The sequence below is a fragment of the Streptomyces sp. NPDC093984 genome (assembly GCF_044764595.1).
GTDB classification, from domain to species: Bacteria; Actinomycetota; Actinomycetes; order Streptomycetales; family Streptomycetaceae; genus Streptomyces; species Streptomyces cynarae.
In genome coordinates, this window is record NZ_JBIWIM010000023.1 from 1 (window position 1) to 16,103 (window position 16,103).

At 67.7% G+C, this 16,103-nt stretch carries 14 protein-coding genes, 1 tRNA gene and 4 pseudogenes; 9 read left to right on the forward strand and 10 right to left on the reverse strand.

All coding sequences use genetic code 11. The annotated features are described in order from the left end of the window. Window positions 1-388: 388 nt before the first annotated feature. Window positions 389-859: a TetR/AcrR family transcriptional regulator gene (locus ACIRC0_RS37060; protein ID WP_403625799.1), complete on the reverse strand. Its 471-nt coding sequence runs from the start codon at window positions 857-859 to the stop codon at window positions 389-391. A gap of 367 nt (window positions 860-1,226) precedes the next feature. On the opposite strand from ACIRC0_RS37060, the gene ACIRC0_RS37065 reads away from it, so the two are divergent. The 6 genes and pseudogenes from ACIRC0_RS37065 to ACIRC0_RS37090 all read left to right on the forward strand — a co-directional run bounded on the left by ACIRC0_RS37065 (window position 1,227) and on the right by ACIRC0_RS37090 (window position 5,551). Next, the gene (locus tag ACIRC0_RS37065) at window positions 1,227-1,694 is read left to right on the forward strand and encodes an NAD-dependent epimerase/dehydratase family protein (protein ID WP_403625716.1); all 468 of its coding nucleotides are present in this window, start codon (window positions 1,227-1,229) and stop codon (window positions 1,692-1,694) included. A gap of 139 nt (window positions 1,695-1,833) precedes the next feature. After that, entirely contained in the window at window positions 1,834-2,328 is a 495-nt protein-coding gene (locus tag ACIRC0_RS37070) for a hypothetical protein (protein WP_403625719.1), read from the forward strand. 54 nt (window positions 2,329-2,382) lie between these two features. After that, window positions 2,383-3,021 (forward strand): annotated as a pseudogene (locus ACIRC0_RS37075) (DUF4118 domain-containing protein); the annotation flags it as partial. Then, window positions 2,991-3,578: pseudogene (locus tag ACIRC0_RS37080) on the forward strand (DNA-binding response regulator). The pseudogenes ACIRC0_RS37075 and ACIRC0_RS37080, both read left to right, overlap by 31 nt. A gap of 171 nt (window positions 3,579-3,749) precedes the next feature. Beyond that, on the forward strand, window positions 3,750-4,460 hold the full coding sequence (locus ACIRC0_RS37085; protein ID WP_403625722.1) for a ThuA domain-containing protein: 711 nt from the start codon (window positions 3,750-3,752) through the stop codon (window positions 4,458-4,460). Then, window positions 4,430-5,551, forward strand: a complete 1,122-nt coding sequence (locus ACIRC0_RS37090; RefSeq protein ID WP_403625724.1) for a Gfo/Idh/MocA family protein — start codon at window positions 4,430-4,432, stop codon at window positions 5,549-5,551. Before ACIRC0_RS37085 ends, ACIRC0_RS37090 begins: the two co-directional genes overlap by 31 nt. Before the next feature lie 131 nt (window positions 5,552-5,682). Here the strand turns inward: ACIRC0_RS37090 and ACIRC0_RS37095 are convergent. From ACIRC0_RS37095 to ACIRC0_RS37125, 7 genes and pseudogenes are all read right to left on the reverse strand, one after another. Next, window positions 5,683-5,871 (reverse strand): annotated as a pseudogene (locus ACIRC0_RS37095) (transposase); the annotation flags it as partial. Window positions 5,872-6,142: 271 nt separating this feature from the next. Further along, window positions 6,143-6,262, reverse strand: a tRNA-OTHER gene (locus ACIRC0_RS37100). Between the two features lie 699 nt (window positions 6,263-6,961). Then, window positions 6,962-8,518 carry an alpha-L-arabinofuranosidase B gene (locus tag ACIRC0_RS37105; protein ID WP_403625727.1) on the reverse strand — a complete coding sequence of 519 codons (1,557 nt, stop codon included), beginning with the start codon at window positions 8,516-8,518 and terminating at the stop codon, window positions 6,962-6,964. 147 nt (window positions 8,519-8,665) lie between these two features. After that, complete coding sequence (locus ACIRC0_RS37110) at window positions 8,666-10,225, reverse strand: alpha-L-arabinofuranosidase B (RefSeq protein WP_403625730.1); 1,560 nt, start codon at window positions 10,223-10,225, stop codon at window positions 8,666-8,668. Window positions 10,226-11,072: 847 nt separating this feature from the next. Further along, window positions 11,073-11,354, reverse strand: a pseudogene (locus ACIRC0_RS37115) (transposase); the annotation flags it as partial. A gap of 90 nt (window positions 11,355-11,444) precedes the next feature. Beyond that, window positions 11,445-11,708, reverse strand: a complete 264-nt coding sequence (locus ACIRC0_RS37120; RefSeq protein WP_403625734.1) for a hypothetical protein — start codon at window positions 11,706-11,708, stop codon at window positions 11,445-11,447. A 119-nt stretch (window positions 11,709-11,827) separates the two neighbouring features. Continuing rightward, window positions 11,828-12,169, reverse strand: coding sequence for a hypothetical protein (locus ACIRC0_RS37125; protein WP_403625737.1), 342 nt, complete (start codon window positions 12,167-12,169; stop codon window positions 11,828-11,830). A 238-nt stretch (window positions 12,170-12,407) separates the two neighbouring features. Here ACIRC0_RS37125 and ACIRC0_RS37130 point away from each other — a divergent pair, with 238 nt between their 5' ends. Continuing rightward, window positions 12,408-13,028, forward strand: a complete 621-nt coding sequence (locus ACIRC0_RS37130; protein WP_403625740.1) for a hypothetical protein — start codon at window positions 12,408-12,410, stop codon at window positions 13,026-13,028. A 478-nt stretch (window positions 13,029-13,506) separates the two neighbouring features. Further along, window positions 13,507-13,701: a hypothetical protein gene (locus tag ACIRC0_RS37135; protein ID WP_403625743.1), complete on the forward strand. Its 195-nt coding sequence runs from the start codon at window positions 13,507-13,509 to the stop codon at window positions 13,699-13,701. Between the two features lie 92 nt (window positions 13,702-13,793). Here ACIRC0_RS37135 and ACIRC0_RS37140 read toward each other — a convergent pair whose 3' ends face one another. Beyond that, complete coding sequence (locus tag ACIRC0_RS37140; RefSeq protein ID WP_403625746.1) at window positions 13,794-14,132, reverse strand: DciA family protein; 339 nt, start codon at window positions 14,130-14,132, stop codon at window positions 13,794-13,796. A 58-nt stretch (window positions 14,133-14,190) separates the two neighbouring features. Here ACIRC0_RS37140 and ACIRC0_RS37145 point away from each other — a divergent pair, with 58 nt between their 5' ends. Then, complete coding sequence (locus ACIRC0_RS37145; RefSeq protein ID WP_403625749.1) at window positions 14,191-14,469, forward strand: hypothetical protein; 279 nt, start codon at window positions 14,191-14,193, stop codon at window positions 14,467-14,469. Here ACIRC0_RS37145 and ACIRC0_RS37150 read toward each other — a convergent pair. Then, the gene (locus tag ACIRC0_RS37150) at window positions 14,453-15,811 is read right to left on the reverse strand and encodes a glycoside hydrolase family 43 protein (RefSeq protein WP_403625752.1); all 1,359 of its coding nucleotides are present in this window, start codon (window positions 15,809-15,811) and stop codon (window positions 14,453-14,455) included. The two genes, ACIRC0_RS37145 and ACIRC0_RS37150, sit on opposite strands and share 17 nt — an antisense overlap. Window positions 15,812-16,103 lie beyond the last annotated feature (292 nt).

Genomic DNA, 16,103 nt, shown 5'->3' on the forward strand with positions numbered 1-16,103 from the left:
CAACGTCGCCCGAACACGGTTCACTTCATGTGCATCCACATACTCACCGTGCCCCAGAACAAGGTCGACACACAGACCTAACGGAGTCCTACTAGAGATACACCGAGCCGAGGAAAAAGGAAGGCGATGAGCAGCACGGTGGCGACGAGCATCAAAAAGAGGTCTGTCGCCGCCGGGACGAGAACTGCGGCTGCAAGCTGACGGTGACCAAGGCTGCCCCGGCGAGCTGCCAGGGGCAGCAAGCCCCAACGTGTTGCTGCGGCAGGAGGATGGTCAAGGCCGGATGACCGGCCGTCGGGTCCCCGGTGGTGACAGACCCGGGCGGCTCGCCGATCAGGCGGACTGAGCCGAGGCCGGTCGCCCCCGCTTATGTGTCACCGGGGGCATATCAACTCTGCGGGCGCAGTCCGGCCAGGGTGACGGTCACGAGCCGCTTGACCGCGGCCTTGGACGGCAGGGCACCGGCCCCTGCCAGCGCATGCAGACAGAATCCGGTCAGCTCGTCCGGACTGACGTCGTCCCGGACCTCACCAGCCTGCGCGGCTTCGACCAGCAGGTCTCGAACGAAGTGACGGAGATGCTGCTCCGCATGCGCCACATGGCCGCCCTGGTGCAGGAGCGTCGAGAGCTCTCCCCCGTGGCCGTGCCGCCGCTGCTGCTGCTGGATGAACGCGAAGGCCTCCAGCACCGAGGCGAGTCGTTCTCCAGGGGTGCCGGCGCGGTCACGGAGTTCGGCGAGTTGATCAAGGTGTCCGGCGATCTGACGCTCGTGCCAGGCCATGACGATCGATTCGACGTCCGGGAAGTACTTGTACAGCGTGGCCCGGCCGATGCCGCTCTGTTCGGCGATCCGGGACATCGTCACGCCGCGCAGCCCGTCCTCTGGCCGCTCAGGCGTCCCTGGAACTCATCGAGTGCGCGCTCGGCTGCGATCACGAGGACTTCACCCAATGCACGCACTTCCGGCAGATGGTGGCGCAGCGCATCGGCCCCCACGCCCCCGTGCACGTTCCCGTCTGGCCGGCAATCGGGGGCGACGGGAAACCCGGCACGGACCTGCGGACATCGAGCCAACACGCCCGCACCCCTCCGGAGATACCCCTTGGGGGTATATGTTTTGATGGCGTCGGGGGGGCAGAGAGCCCTTCGGCGGATCGACCCACGCGCCTCCACGAGGAAGAAGCCATGACTGATCAGATGAACTCCAGCTCTTCTTCTTGCGAGTAATGGTCAAAACCTGTGGATCGGCGGGGAGAGGGCCCAGGGCACGGGTGCATAAGATCGTCTTATGCACCCGTGCCCTGATCCTCGGTGGTACCGGCCTGATCGGTCGCGCTGCCGCCCTGCGGTTGCTCGCTGCCGGATGGCAGGTGGACCTCACCGGCCGGAACCCTGCCCACATGCCGTCTGAACTCGCTGCCGCAGGAGCCCGCTTCGTCGCACCGGACCGGTCTGACGACAGCAGGCTCCACGCTGCCCTGGGAGGGAGTACCGACCTACTGGTCGACTGCATCTGCTACACCACTTTCGACGCCCGGCTCCTGCTGCCACTGGCCAGGAACGCCACCTCCACGGTGTTGATCTCCAGCAAGGCCGTGTACGTCGATGCCGACGGCAACCACTCCAACTCCGACGCCCCGCCCCGCTACGACGGCCCTGTCCGCGAAACCCCAGCCCACCCTGCCCCCCGGTGACATGGACTACCAGTCACGGGAGGGATATGGCCCCAACAAGGTCGCGGCCGAGCATGTCGCCCTGGACAGCGGCTTGCCCATCACTGTCGTGCGCCCTTCCCGCATCCACCGTGTGGGCGCGGCCCGCCCCAGGGAATAGGTGGTCGTCAAACGCGCCCTGGACCGTCGCGGTGTTGTGCTGCTCGCCAACCGGGGCAACGGGGTCGTCCACCCGACGGCGGCGGCCAACATCGCCGCTCTCATCGAAACGGCCGCCGACAAGCCCGGCGCGCGCATCCTCAACTGCGCGGACCCCGACGCGCCGAGCGCACTCGAGATCTTCCGCACCATCGCCCGGCACCTGAAGCACACCTGGGAAGAAGTTCTCCTCGACGACACGGCTCCGGACACCCTGGGTCGAACCCCATGGGACTCGCCCCACCCGGTGGTGCTCGACACCTCCGCCGCGGAAGCTCTCGGGTACCGGCCAGCCGGCGATTACGCGACGACAGTCGCTGCTGAGATCGACTGGTTGCTCGACGCCGCCCGGGCCGGCGACCGGGCGGGGATCCTGCCGAAGACGGAGGACCCGTACTTCAGCAGGTTCTTCGAGTATGCAGCCGAGGATGCGTTCCTCGCCGGGCGCACACACTGAAGTCCGGGGCAGGTACGGCTCTCATCACCGAACCCGGCATGGGTTACCTGGTAATTCACTCCCCCGGTCCGCACCTGGACGATCGCCGATCCCAAGAACATCGTCGCCATCGCGGTGTTCTTCGGAGTCGCCCTGTCCGTGGCATCCGTGGTGGACCTGGCCGCCCGCCGCACCCACCAGGCGGCACGACTGAGAGCCGAGTCGGAGATCCTCTCCTTCCTCGCCGGCAACGTCCTGCGCGGCGAGACCAGCCTGGAGGCCCTCCTTGACCGGGTCCGGGAGACCTTCGGTATGGAATCCGTGGCATTGCTCGAACGCGAGAGCGACGTTGCGCCCTGGACCTGCGCCGGCAGCGTGGGCCCCCGCCCCTGCGCCTCACCCGAGGAGGCCGACGTGGACGTTCCGGCCGGCGACCACATGACACTGGCGCTCACCGGCCGGGTCCTGCCGGCCGAGGACCGCAGGGTCCTTGGTGCCTTCGCGGCCCAAGCCGCCGTCGTCCCGGACCGCCGGCGCCTTCAGCAGGAGGCCGACCAAGCCAAGGAACTGGCCGAGGGCAACCGCATCCGCACCGCCCTGCTGGCCGCCGTCAGCCACGACCTGCGCACCCCGCTCGCCGGCATCAAGGCCGCGGTGACGTCCCTGCGCTCGGACGACGTCGAGTGGTCGCCGCAGGACCAGGCGGAACTCCTGGAAGCGCCCTGGCCGCGCTGCTCGCGCTGGAGACGGATCTCACCCTCGTCGCCGAGGCGGCCACCTCCACCGAGGCGGTGCGGCTGGCCCGCGAACACCGTCCCGACATCGCCGTCCTCGACCTGGAGATGCCGCCGACCGACGGGCTGCGCGCCGCCGACGAGATCCGGGCCGAACTGCCCACCCATGTCGTCCTGGTGACGCGGCACGCCCGGCCGGCCGTGCTGCGCCGGGCCCTGGCCGCCGGGGTGCGCGGTTTCGTCCCCAAGACGACGCCGGCGGCCCGGCTGGCGGAGATCATCCGCGACATCGCCGCCGGCCGCCGCTATGTGGACCCGGACATCGCCGCCTCCGCGCTGACCGAGGACGACTGTCCCCTCACCGACCGGGAACCGTAGGTCCTGCGCGCCGCCCGCACGGGCGCGTCGATCGCCGAGATCGCGGCCGATGTGCACCTGGCGCCCGGCACGGTGCGCAACTACCTCTCCGCGGCCATGTCCAAGCTCGGCGTCCCGACCCGCCATGCGGCCGCCCACCGTGCCTGGGAACAAGGCTGAATATGAGACGGAGGCCACGCCCGAAGTCGCCCTTGAGTGAAAGTGTCGCGGAATCCGGTGACTCTCTTCCCTGCGGGCGAGCGCCTGACGCATAGTGAGGGCGCGGTTCTTCGGCCTCAAGTCTCAAGTCTGCGGCTCGAGGAGAGACGAGAAGGGACGAGTAGGCACGAGATGACGCGGAAGAAGGCCCTAGTGGTCAGAGGCGGTTGGGAGGGGCACCAGCCGGTCCGGGCCACGGAGCTGTTCCTGCCCTTCCTGCGCGGCAACGGATACGACGTCCGGGTCGAGGAGTCGACCGACGTCTACGCCGACGCCGCCGAGATGGCCCGCACCGATCTCGTCGTGCAGTGCGTCACGATGTCGGAGATCAGCGCCGAGCAGCTGGCGGGACTGAGCGCGGCGGTCGAGGCCGGCACGGGCTTCACCGGCTGGCACGGCGGCATCGCCGACTCGTTCCGCGCCTCGTCCGACTATCTCCATCTGGTGGGAGGGCAGTTCGCGACCCACCCGGGCAAGGAGCCGTGTGAACGCCGGGGCGTTCAGGAGGACAACTACCTGCCGTACGTCGTCAACATCACGGACCTCGGCCGCGAGCACCCCGTCACCGCGGGCATCGAGGACTTCGAGCTGCACACCGAGCAGTACTGGGTGCTCCACGACGACCTGATCGACGTCCTGGCCACCACCACCCATCCCGCCCGGCCGTGGCAGCCCTGGCACCGGCCGGTGACCTCGCCTGCGGTCTGGACCCGGCGGTGGGGTGCCGGGCGGATCGTGGTGACGACACCGGGGCACAGTCTCGACGTGCTGGAGAACCCGAACGTCCGCACCATCATCGAAAGGGGCATGCTGTGGGCGACGCGCACCGCATCGGCGTCGTAGGTCTCGGCGTCATCTCCCGCGCGTACCTGGACACGCTCGTCGGCCATCCCGCGGTACGCGTCACCGCGGTCGCCGATCTCGACGCCTCCCGGTCGGCAGCGGTCGCCGCCGAACTGCCCGGCGTGCGGGCCGTGTCCGTTGAGGAGTTGCTGAGCAGCCCGGATGTGGACACGGTGCTGAACCTCACCGTCCCCGCGGCCCACTCCGAGATCGCCCTCGGCGCGATCGGCCACGGGAAGCACGTCTACGGGGAGAAGCCGCTGGCTGCCGACCTGCCTGCCGCGTACGCCGTGGTGGAGGCCGCCGCGCAGGCCGGTGTGGGGGTGGGGTGCGCGCCGGACACCGTGCTGGGCACCGGAATCCAGACGGCGCGCGCGGCGGTGGCGGCGGGAAGCATCGGGCGTCCCCAGTTCGCGTCCGCCGTGATGGTCACCGCGGGGCATGAACGCTGGCATCCTCACCCCGACTTCTACTACGCCGCCGGGGGTGGCCCGCTGCTGGACATGGGGCCGTACTACCTGACGTCCCTGGTCCACCTCCTGGGCCCGGTGCGGGCCGTGATCGGGGCGGCCAGCCGGCTGCGTACCGAGCGCGTCATCGGTTCCGGCCCGCGCGCGGGCGAGCGGATACCGGTGGAGGTGGACAGTCATGTCTCCGGTGTGCTCGAGCATGTGAACGGGACGCTGACGACGATCACGACGAGCTTCGACGGGGTGGCCGCCACAGCCGCGCCGATCGAGGTGCACGGCGACGCGGGAACCCTGGCGGTCCCGGATCCGAACCACTTCGACGGTGAGGTACGGCTCTTCGAACTCGGCGGCACCCAGTGGCACCCGCTCCCCCCGTCCGCGGGCTACGTGGACGGCGCACGCGGCCTCGGCCTGCTCGACTTCGTCGCCGCGGGCGAGCGGCGGGCACCCCGCGCGAACGGTGACCTCGCCCTGCATGTGCTGGAGACGATGAGCGCCCTCCTGCGTTCGTCGGCCGAGGGACGGCGCATCGAGCTGACCACCTCGGCGGAGCCGCCCGTCGCCGTTCCGCTGACGGCCGCCGCGCAGTGGAGGGACGCCGACGCCCGCCGGGCCGCATAGCGCTGAGGGCTGGCACTGAGCGGGTGTCAGTCCACGTCCCATGTGTGCGCGGGCGCGTTCAGATGCATGTAGTCCATGTACGTCTTGGTCATCAGCCGCAGCGCCTCTGTCCGGTCGGCGGTGCTCCCCTGGTTCTGCTCGTTGCCGTCCGGCAGCCGAGCGGCCATGGCCTGGATCGACTTGCGGCGGCCGTCCGACATCAGTCCCCGCAGGTAGCAGTCGCCCTTGGCCCGTTGGTTCTTGCGCGGCACCGAGGCGAACACATCAGCCACGTATAGCGCCAACCTGGCCCGTACACGGTTCACTTCGTGTGCAGCCACACATCCACCATGCCCAGGAGCAGCCCGAACCGGAAGACCTAACGGAGTCCTATTAGCCGTCGAGGTCAAAGCTCCAGGTCGGAAGCCCCGTACCTGGACTGGCCGACAAGTTAGTGCCGCAACAGGCAACGTCCGACCGTAGGACGCTGGGGGCTACTGCTGGTCCTCTCCCTGAGCAGCCCACTTGGACCATGTCTTGGTCGACGGGGAGCCTCACGCGCCGCCCTCCTGACTTCCTCAAGGCGCAGCCGAAGTTGGAAGGGCCGGCTGCAGACGCCGACGGGATTCGAACCCGCGGACGAGGACGGACAGGGCCCGCCCGGGCCTCATCAGTCGTCGCGCGGAGGGCCTTCCGCACGACGATTGCAATGGACCGCTCTGCCACGGCGCCGCAGCCTGCCGGGACCGCGCGATCCCGGTCCCCAGACCATAGCCGTCCTCGCCTCAGTGATCCCACCCGGTTTTCCGTGTACGCCGGGGCCCGCGGGTCAAGGGCGCAGGACTCGCTGGTCTCGTGCCCGGCGGAGCCGCTGCCGACGTCCGAGTCCACCGGCTTGTGCTCGCTGCCATCAGCCAGCACCGCTCCCGCGATGCGCTCGTGCGACTCGCCGAACTACTCAGTCCTCCACCCCGTAACCGCCTCCCCTGCCGCCCCGAACCGACGAACCGTGACATACAAGTCGACCACCGCTGTGGATGTTCGCGGATTGCAGGAACGAATGGTGACCGTTTCCAGGTACGAGCCAAGGAATCCGTCGACCGTCGGACGACCGAGATGACCGTGACTGAGGCTGGCCAGCGCGTCGAGGGGAAGGTTCTGGAGGCCGGCATCCGAATAGTCCTCGTGGTGGGCGGCCCCCAGGGTGGTGCAATAGCTCGCATTCAGCTTTTCAGCTTGGTCACTGATCGGGTGATGCAGGCAGGGTGCGCGACGCACGAGGCTCCCGTGCCGTTGAGAGACGTGTTCCAACTGTCAACCCACCGGCACAGGAGCTTCGTTGGGCGCCTATCCTGCCGCACTCGACCTGCCCCACGCCCTCGTCGAGTGGGTCATCATGCGCTGGAGGCGCTCAGAGAGGTCGGTTGCTCGTCAGCTCCAGGGAGATGCGGTGAGCCAACTGGTGTCCTGGGCCCACGACGACGTGGAGTCCCAGACGTTGGAGCCGCCATTGCTGGCTATGTAGGCCGTGAAGTTGTAGTGGCGGATGTATTTCGTCGGGTAGTTGACGGACTGGAAGGAGTGGCCGACCCCGCTGTTGCCCGTGGTGGGGCAGAAGGTGGCGTCCTGCGCGAACGTGCTGGCGCCGTTGTCCGTATTCAGGTAGAGCTCGAAGTTGTAGTGCCGCAGGAATTGGCCGGGGTTGTTGGCGGACTCGAAGGACAGGCAGGAGCTGTTGGCCAGGCCGGCGCGGACGATCCACGTCGCGTCGGCCTTGTCGGTGGCCGAGCTGGAGGAGTTGATGTTGGAGATGACGACCTTGGTGTCGGCGTCGTCGTGGCGGAGGTAGTCCGAGGTGCAGCAGGGGGCGGTGGTGGCCTGCAGGGAGATCCGGGAGCCGGGCGTCAGCGAGCCGGTGCTGGTCGAGCCGCTGTTGTAGCCGGCGGCGGTGATGTTTGCCTGTACGGCGTTCTCAGTGGTGTCCGAGGGGTAGCCCGAGGTCATGACGCCTTCGTAGAAGGTGCCTTGGGCGCCCTTGCTGTTGTCGCCGCCGATGCCGAGGATGATGGCGCCCTCCTTGTGCATCGGGTTGTAGCCGGAGACGTTGGGGCGCACGCCGCTGTAGTAGGTGGACAGGCTGCCCGACTGGGCGTTGCCGCCGCGGATGGCCCACTGGTTCGGGCCGCCCTTGAGCATGGCGGTCAGGAACCGGTTGTTGACGGTGGGGTCGCCCGCGTTGAACCCGCGGTTGACCCCGGAGAACAGGCCGTTCTCCAGGTCGGCCATGACCCAGGGGCCGTTGCCGCTGCCGTAGCCCCACGTCTTGCTGTTGCCGAAGTAGATGGCCTCCATGTGGCCGTTGCCGGTGTCGGTGCTGCTGGTCTCGGCGTTGCCGTAGTCGAAGCAGCAGCCGCCGTTGAAGTGCGTGCCGTCGAAGATCGCGTACATGCCCTCGGGCTGGTCTCCGGTGGCGATGCCGTTGGTGTTGTTGTTGCGGTAGCCGGTGCCGGGGGCGACGTAGACGCCGTAGGCCTCGTGCCCGCCGACGGTGACCGGCGCCTCGAAGGCGTTGGCGAGGTTGTCCGGCCCGCCGGCGGCTCCGCCCGCGGGTGCCTGGGTGAGATTGTTGCCCTTGCCGGACTGGTCGTAGATGACGGTGATGACGCAGCTGGTGCCCGCGCAGAAGGAGTCCTGCGCGGCGGCGTTGGCGTATCCGCCGGCGCTCAGCAGGCCGATGTTCAGGGTGGTGTTGTCGGAGGCGCGCCTGACCTGGTACAGCGGGCCGTTGTACGCCGCGTACAGGGCGCGGGTGGTGCTGTGCGCGGCGACGCAGGGGGTGCCCCCTGCGGCGTAGATGTCGCACGGCCCCTGGGTGGCGGCCTGCGAGGTGGTGGCCGTGGCGGTGAGCAGGCCGGCGGCGAGCGCGGCGGTGGCACCGGCCGCGAGAAGCGCGCGCCTGACGCGGCGGATCCACGGTGGTTTGGGCATGAACAACTCCTTCACAGGGTGGGGTGTGAGGTGCGCGCCGACGAACCCCGGGTGTCCGGCCGTGCGGACGGCGCGGGTTGGGTCGACGCCTCCGGGTCCGGTGCGGCTTCGGCCGTCTTGCGCGCCGGACCCGGGGCTGGTTGCTCGTCAGCTCCAGGGGGAGGCGGCGAGCCAGCTGGTGTCCTGGGCCCACGACGTGGGGTTGTCCCAGGCGTTGGTACCGCCGTTGCTTGCGATGTAGGCGGCGAAGTCGTAGTGGCGGATGTACTTCGTCGGGTAGTTGAAGGACTGCAGTGAGTAGCCCGTACCGCTGTTTCCCGGCTTGGCGCAGAAGGTGGCGTCGGCGGCGAACTGGCTGGTGCCGTCATTGGGCTGAAGGTGGAGCCGGAACGCGTAGTGCCTGATGTAACTGCCAGGTGTGTTGGCCGACTCGAAGGAGACGCAGTTGCTGTTGGCCAGGCCGACGCGGACGATCCAGGTGGCGTTGCCCTTGTCGGTGGCGGAACTGCTGGAGGTCACCGGCGCGATCACGACGTTGTCGTCGCTGGTGTCGTGCTGCAGGTAGTCGGTGGTGCAGCATGGGGTGGTGGCCTGCAGCGAGACCTTCGCGCCCGGGGTGAAGGGGTTGGTGGTGTTGGTGCTGTAGCCGGCCGCGGCGATGTTGGCCTGGACCGCGGCGTCGGTGGCGTCGGAGGGGTAGCCCTTGACCATGGCGCCCTCGTAGAAGGTGCCCGCGCTCGCGTTGCGGTTGGTCTGGCAGCAGTCGCCGCCGCTGCCGAGGATGATGGCGCCCTGCTTGTGCATGGGGTTGTACCCGGTGGGCAGTGCGCCGCTGTAGAGCTGGGTCAGGCTCCCGGACTGGGCGCTTGCGCCCTTGAGCGCCATCTGGGTGGTGCCGTTGTTCTTGAGCATCGCGGTGACGAAGTGGCTGGTCTCGGAGACCTGGTTGGGGTTCCACGTCTTGCTGCCGCCGGAGAACAGGCCGTTCTCCAGGTCCGCCTGCACCCACGGCCCGGTGCCGCTGCAGCCGCCGAACCAGCATTCCGTGCTGAAGTTGATCGCGTCCATGGCGCCGTTGCCGTCGGCCTTGTGGTCGATCTCCGTGTTTCCGTAGTCGAAGCAGCAGCCGCTGTTGACGTGGGTGCCGCTGGTGACCATGTACTCGCCCTCCGGTGAGCTGCCGGTCGGCACCCCACCAGAGGAGTTGTAGGCGAAGTAGCTGTTGCCCGGGTTGATGTAAAGCGCGTAAGCCTTCTGGCCGCCCACGCTGAGCGCTTCGGTGTTCGCGGTGGCCGCCGTGTCGGCGCCGCCGGTCCCGCCGGGTCCCTGGTAGACCAGGGTGTTGCCGCCGCCGGCCTGGTCGTAGACGCGGGTGATGGTGCAGGTGGTGCCCGCGCAGAACGAGTCCTGCGCCGCGGCGTTGGCGACACCCCCGGCGGTCAGTACCCCGATGTCGTGCAAGGTACCGTCCGAGGCCCGCTGCACCTGGTAAAGCGGGCCGCTGTAGGACGCGAACAGCGCGCGGGTGGTGCTGTGCGCCGCGGCACACGGCGTGCCGCCCGCCGCGTAAGTGTCGCAGGGCCCTTGTGTAGCGGCGTGCGAGGCTCCACTGAAGGCGATAAGGCCGGCGAAGGCGAGCGCCACCGCGGCCAAGGAGACAACGAGCCTCTGGCGCAGTCGTCGGAAAGTGTGCAACACAGGCACCATGAACTCCCTTGTGCGTCGATGTGGGGACGGCAAGCCGCGCCCCGACGGGGTTCGCGGTGGGCCGAGGGTGGGCTGATGGGGCCTGAGGGCGGGCGGACACGTCCGGGACTACGGATCTGCCGACGGGTCGCCGCCGAATTGTTAGCGCTAACAATTCGGCGGCGCATCGGCTGTCACTCGGCCGTTCGGATCAAGGCATGACTATCGGCGAACTCCAGAGGGGCGTCAAGACCTCGAACCGTTCGTTCCAGACGGGTGGAAACGACGGACCCCATCCGCAGGCGGCGGCCACCAACTGCCTGTGCCAGTCCTGTCTCTCGGCTCACCAGAGAGCCCGGAGGTTGACCCGTCTACGGCGCAAGCCCTGCGAAAATTCCGGCTCGCGAATCATGCGAGAGGTATTGACGCCGCTCAGCGGTTCTCTATGATCCAGCTTGCTCGATAATTCGACCTTTGTTCGGCATAACGAACGTGCCGGCCGCCATCGCATTCGACAGTCTGCATAGCCTCCGACGGGGCCAACCAGCACCGCTCACTCGAGGATTACGAGGTTCCCATGCACAGGCGAAAGTGCAGCCGCAGACACCTGTCTGCGGGGCTGCCGCCGCGGTTGCGGCCTGGTCTCGTTGGCGGCGTTGCTCGTCGCCAACCCGGCTCAGGCGGCCACCAGCGGCGCCTTGCGCGGTGTTGGTTCCGGCCGGTGCCCGAGCTTCCAGGTCCCTGCTGCCGCTGCTGCGCTCACCGTGCTCGTTCACCCGTCGGTTCGTCAGGTCCTGGAGTATGGGGCCGTCACGGTGTGCTGCGACAGGTCGACGGGCTGGGCGAAACGTCACATCCCTATCGGGAACTACTGACGTTGTCGCCGTGATGTCGTCAAGGTGAGGCCGGTTTCGGCGAGGCATCCGTTGATGAGGTTGCTGCGGTACTGGATCTGGCGGAGGCCGTGTCGGAGCGTGCTGATGAGGTGGTCGGGGTCGGTGAAGGCGGTGTTGACCTGGCTGCTGCGCCGCAGCAGGGACCAGATGCCCTCGACGGGGTTGAGGTCGGGTGCGTAGGCCGGGAGGAAGTAGCAGGTGATCCAGTCGTGGGTGTCGATGAACTCCCGCAGTCGGCGGTCCTTGTGGATGTTGCGGCCCGCCCCGACGCGGGCGGTGTACGGCCGCCCGGTACGCCTGCCCCTTTCAAGGGCTTCACGTCAGCGTACGCCCATGCCTGTCGGTCACCACCAGCCGCTGCGGCTGCGCCAGATCGGCGTGTGCCGCCCTGTGGCTCTGCGGTGCGCCAGCACACCGACGATGTAGAACGGCTTGAGCATCCACCAGCACACCCACACCTCGAAGACGAGACACCACCACAGCAGCAGGAACGGTGCAGTGATGCAGCCGCCCCCGCCACCGCCGCGGCGTCCTCGTCCGCCGGTCAGGGGAATGCTGCCGCCGATGGAGAACGGACCCGGAAGGGGGATGCGCCAGCGCAGCCGCACGGTGTGTCCTTTCGGTCAGTCGCGTTACGAGTCGCCGAAGACTTCCTGGCGCGCTGCCTCGGCTTTGCGGTTGAGCGCGTTCGTCATCCGTAGGTCGGCATGGCGCCGATCACTCCTGACTACTTACCGATCCGGATCTTCTCGCTGTCGAGCAGGGCGGTGTGAGTGGCCGACACGACCATCAGCAGGATGAGCAGGAGCCCAGTCCAGTTCTGCGGGTCGTTGCCGGATACAGCCGTGGAGAAGACGAGGACGGCGACCTCGGCGATCACATACACCGCTGCCAGCCAGGGCTTGATGACGCCCTTTACGGCGGCCACGACGAAGGGCAGCGCGGCGAGCAGGGTCATGCTGACCACGGGCACGATCGTCCAGATGACGCGTGCGACGGTCGATCCAAACATGCGCGGCCGGGTCGGGGTGATGGGCGCGTTGATGTACGGGTTCTGGTTGTAGGCCATGGTTTGCCCCCAAGGTTGTTGCACGGAGGGGCCATTGTGGAGGTGCCCTAGAAACCTGTGTAGCCTCCATGCACGCTTCGTGTCTCATCTGTGACTGATGTAGCCACTGCAGCCCTGGGCTGTCCCTGGGCCGGCCGGGTTCTACCGCTCCGCTTGTGGTGCCGGTCCGCTCCACAACTGTTCGCTGATATTCGCATTCGGGTTCCCCTGGCCTGTGTTGGGGTGGACGATGCGCGGCATGAGTGAGATGCGCAGGGTGGGGGCTGCGGCTGCTGCGGTGGCCGCGGTGCTGTTGGTTGGGGGCTGCGGGGGCAGCTCGGGGACAGAGGACGCGAAGGCGAGCGCGCCGGCCACGTCGGCTTCGGCAGTTGAGTCGGATGCAGTGCCGACGGAGGACACGGCGACGGAGTATCCGCCCACCTCGGAAGGGGACATCGATAAGAAAGCCGACGAAGAGGGTTGGGTGTATGACGACTCCACATACAGCTCGGCCTCGGAGTACGTACAGGACATCTGCGACTCGCTGCCGGTGTCGGCCAAGGATGGCGCGTCGCGTCCACAGTGGCTAGCGGAGAGCGGGAACATGGACGGCGACGGGGTCAAAATCCTCGAGTTCGGGGTGCCGAAGCTGTGCCCCAAGTGGACGTCCACGGTGAAGCAGGCGGCGTCCGGGCATTACGAGCGGTGGCTGTCGGGGGGCGAGTACGAGGTGACGGCCAACCCGAAGCCGTACACCCGTCGTCCGATTCGGACGTACAGGAGATCGCCCCGGGTACATACCGTGCGACCGGGCATTTCTCGGAGTGCTATTGGGAGCGGACGTCGCGGTCAGGGGACATCATCGAGAACAAGTTCGTGACACAGGCGACGACGCTTACGGTCACTCTGCGGCCTGGGGAGTTGTTCAAGAACGAGTGCGGGACGTTCAAGCCTGTGGGGTGACGTCGATCTTCGGTGGGAGGCCGGGCTGCGCCCTCTCTTGGGCGCATGGGTACGGATGCCCCTTGGGAGGACTCCTCACCTACCGTGGAGTGGCTGCGACGTGGACGTGATGCATGTAAGTGCTGCTCTACACAGAGGTGTTGATCTAGCAACCGTGAGCTGTTGCCTGTGACACTCTCGCTGCACGGGGCGCTGGACAGAGTGACCCCAGTGGGGTCGGCGCCTGTCCTCTTGGGGGAGGTACGCGGGCGCCAGCGTGCAGGGGCAGGCTCGTTTGCCCCCGTGACGGGTCTGCCCCTGCTCGCAAGCCTTCAGAAGCCGTTCTTGCCCGCGTAGCAAGGACATTTGTCCACTCTCTCTCTTCTCGTCATAGTGGCGAGGGGAGAGGGGACGCCATGGACGAGAACCGAGAAGAGACCGAGTACGAGCGTGTCGTGCGCAAGGGGCATGAGCAGAAGTACAAGCGCGACTTCGGTCCCCGTTGGGCCTACCAGCAGAAGAACTCAGACAAGCTCGCCCTGTTCTGGCTCGCCTTCTTCGGGATCACGCTCCTGGTGCTCTTCTACCTCGGCACACATGGCGGCCTGTGAGACAGTATCGGGCACCCCCCACCCCGGCGCGGGCGGTGTACGGCCGCCCGGTACGCCTGCCCCTTTCAAGGGCTCGCGGCCGGCGCACGCCGTCAGCGATCCGGGTCTGGGGTGATGGACAGCCTCTGGATCGCGTCGAACCCGAGGTCCGAGTTCAGGATGGGGATCACCTGATCGGCGAGGAGTTTCATCTGGAGGGACCAGCCACCGGGCTGGCACTCAACCTCGAGCACCAGGTCGTGACTGTCGTAGCCGACTGGAGTGGTGTACTCGCCAACCGGCCCCAGCAGCTCCGCCCACCGCTTCTGGAGCTTCCCGAGCATCGCTGACGAGGCATCGGCGTCGGCCGCGCTGTCCTGCTCTACGGCCAACCGCTTGGCCAGCCAGTCTTCCCAGCCCCGCCCGATCACTTCTTGCAGCATCTGCCGCATGTAGCTGGCGGTGTGGATCGGGCCAGTCGCCTTCACGGTGGCGCCAGCCCGCATCAGTGTGAGCGCTTCGGATTCCAGCTTCCGGTCCGCGGACGGGCGGCTGGAGCAGCTGCGCCGGAGCAGCACCCCGGTGTTCACCGCCCGCACCGACGATGCCGGCCTCGTGGTGGTCAAGTTCGGCCGCGGCCGCCTGCTCGTCGAACGGGAGCGGACAGGCTCACAGGCCCTGCGCCGGCACCTGCCCGTGCCCGCCACCACCGTTCACTACCGCGGTGAGGACGCCGCCCTCGCTCAGATCCCTGGAGAACATCGCGGACAGGTCAGGCCCAGGGGCTGACCACCGTGAAGGAGCTGTCGGCGCGGAACGTGTCGGTGTTCTGGTAGGGCTCCACGCGCAGGGCGTAGTTGTAGTGGCGGATGTAGCGGCCGGGGTAGTTGTACGACTCCAGGCGGACGGAGCCGGAGGCGCTGCCCGGGCGGGCGCAGTAGGTGGCGTCCTTCTTGAAGGTGTCGGTGCCATTGCTGCTGTCGAAGCGGACCCGGAAGTCCCAGTGGCGGAGATAGCGGCCGGAGGAGTCGCGGAAGGAGTAGCAGTTGGCGTCGGCGAGGCCGGGTACGACGGTGAAGGTGGCGTTCTGCTTGACGGCGGTGCTGCTGGAGGTGCTCACCGGGTCGATGTAGCCGAGGCTGTCGGAGCGTACCACGGCGTACCGGTCGGGGTAGTTGACCGACCGCAGCGACCTGGTGGCGTTGGTGGGCAGGGTGACACCGCCGGGGACTGTCTCCTTCAGCACGGTGGCGTGGCGGATGAAGCCGGACAGCCCGGGCACCTCGGTGGGCGCGGACCAGGTGGCGAAGTTGTCGTAGCTGTCGCTGTACCAGTACTTCCCGGCGCGGTAGCCGTCGTAGTAGATCCGCCAGCCGCCGTTGTCGAGCTGGACCAGGGCCGGACCCTCGACCCAGTCGCCGAAGCCGGCCCAGTCGCCCGTCCTAAGCAGGGTGTAGGGGCCGGTGAGGCTGGAGGCCGTGGCGTACTCGATGTACTTCGTCGTCTCGTTCTTGGTGAACGCGTGGTAGGTGGAGCCGACCTTGACGATGAAGGTGTCGATGTGGTTCGGGCCTATACCGGACAGCTGGGTGGGCGCGGACCAGGTGGTCAGCGCTGCGTTGGTCGCCGTGATCTTGTAGGCGGTGAAGTGGGTGGCGGTGCTCGCCGCCGTCAGGGACACGATGACGTTGACGCTGCCGTCGGTGTCGATGAACCACTCAGGTGCCCAGGTGCGGGTCAGCCCGCTGATCGGGATCGTGTAGTTGTACAGGAACGTCCAGTTCACCCGGTCGGTGCTCCGGGCGAAACCGATCGTGTTCCCCGTCCAGTCGGTGGTGTAAGTGAGGTAGTAGTAGCGGTCGGTGTGCTTGAAGATGCTGGGGTCCCGGATCAGCCCGGACGGCGGGGTGTAGGCGGGGCCTCTCTGCAGGGTGAATCCGGTGGCGTCCGGCGAGTCGTACACATACAGGTTCGACTCACTGCTGTTGGTGAACGCGGTCATCGTGTACCGCGTGGCCTGCCCGGCCGGTGGGGCGGCGGCGGAGGCGGTGCCCTCGAAGACGGCGCCACCCAGCAGGACCAGCAGCAGCGGGCCCAGCAGGGCGAGCAGCCTTCTTACGGTTCTGTTCAACTCTTCCTCCGGGCTCGGCCAGTCCGCTGGGCCGATCGCCGTGACGAGGGATGCGGTTGTTCGAAATAACGACCGGCGTGCGGAACTTCGAGCAGAAGATAGGTTTGGGCCGTGGTTCCGTCAATGTTTCCGACGAGTACCGTTCGGTGCATTTCGCGCCGCCCGGATATCGAAGAAGCCGCACTGTCACAGACGTTGACTTCCGTACGGGACACCCTTTACGTTCGGCGCCGACCCCGTCCGGCAATTCGACCTACGTTCGGAATATCGGTCATTCGCGGTGCGAGAGCGG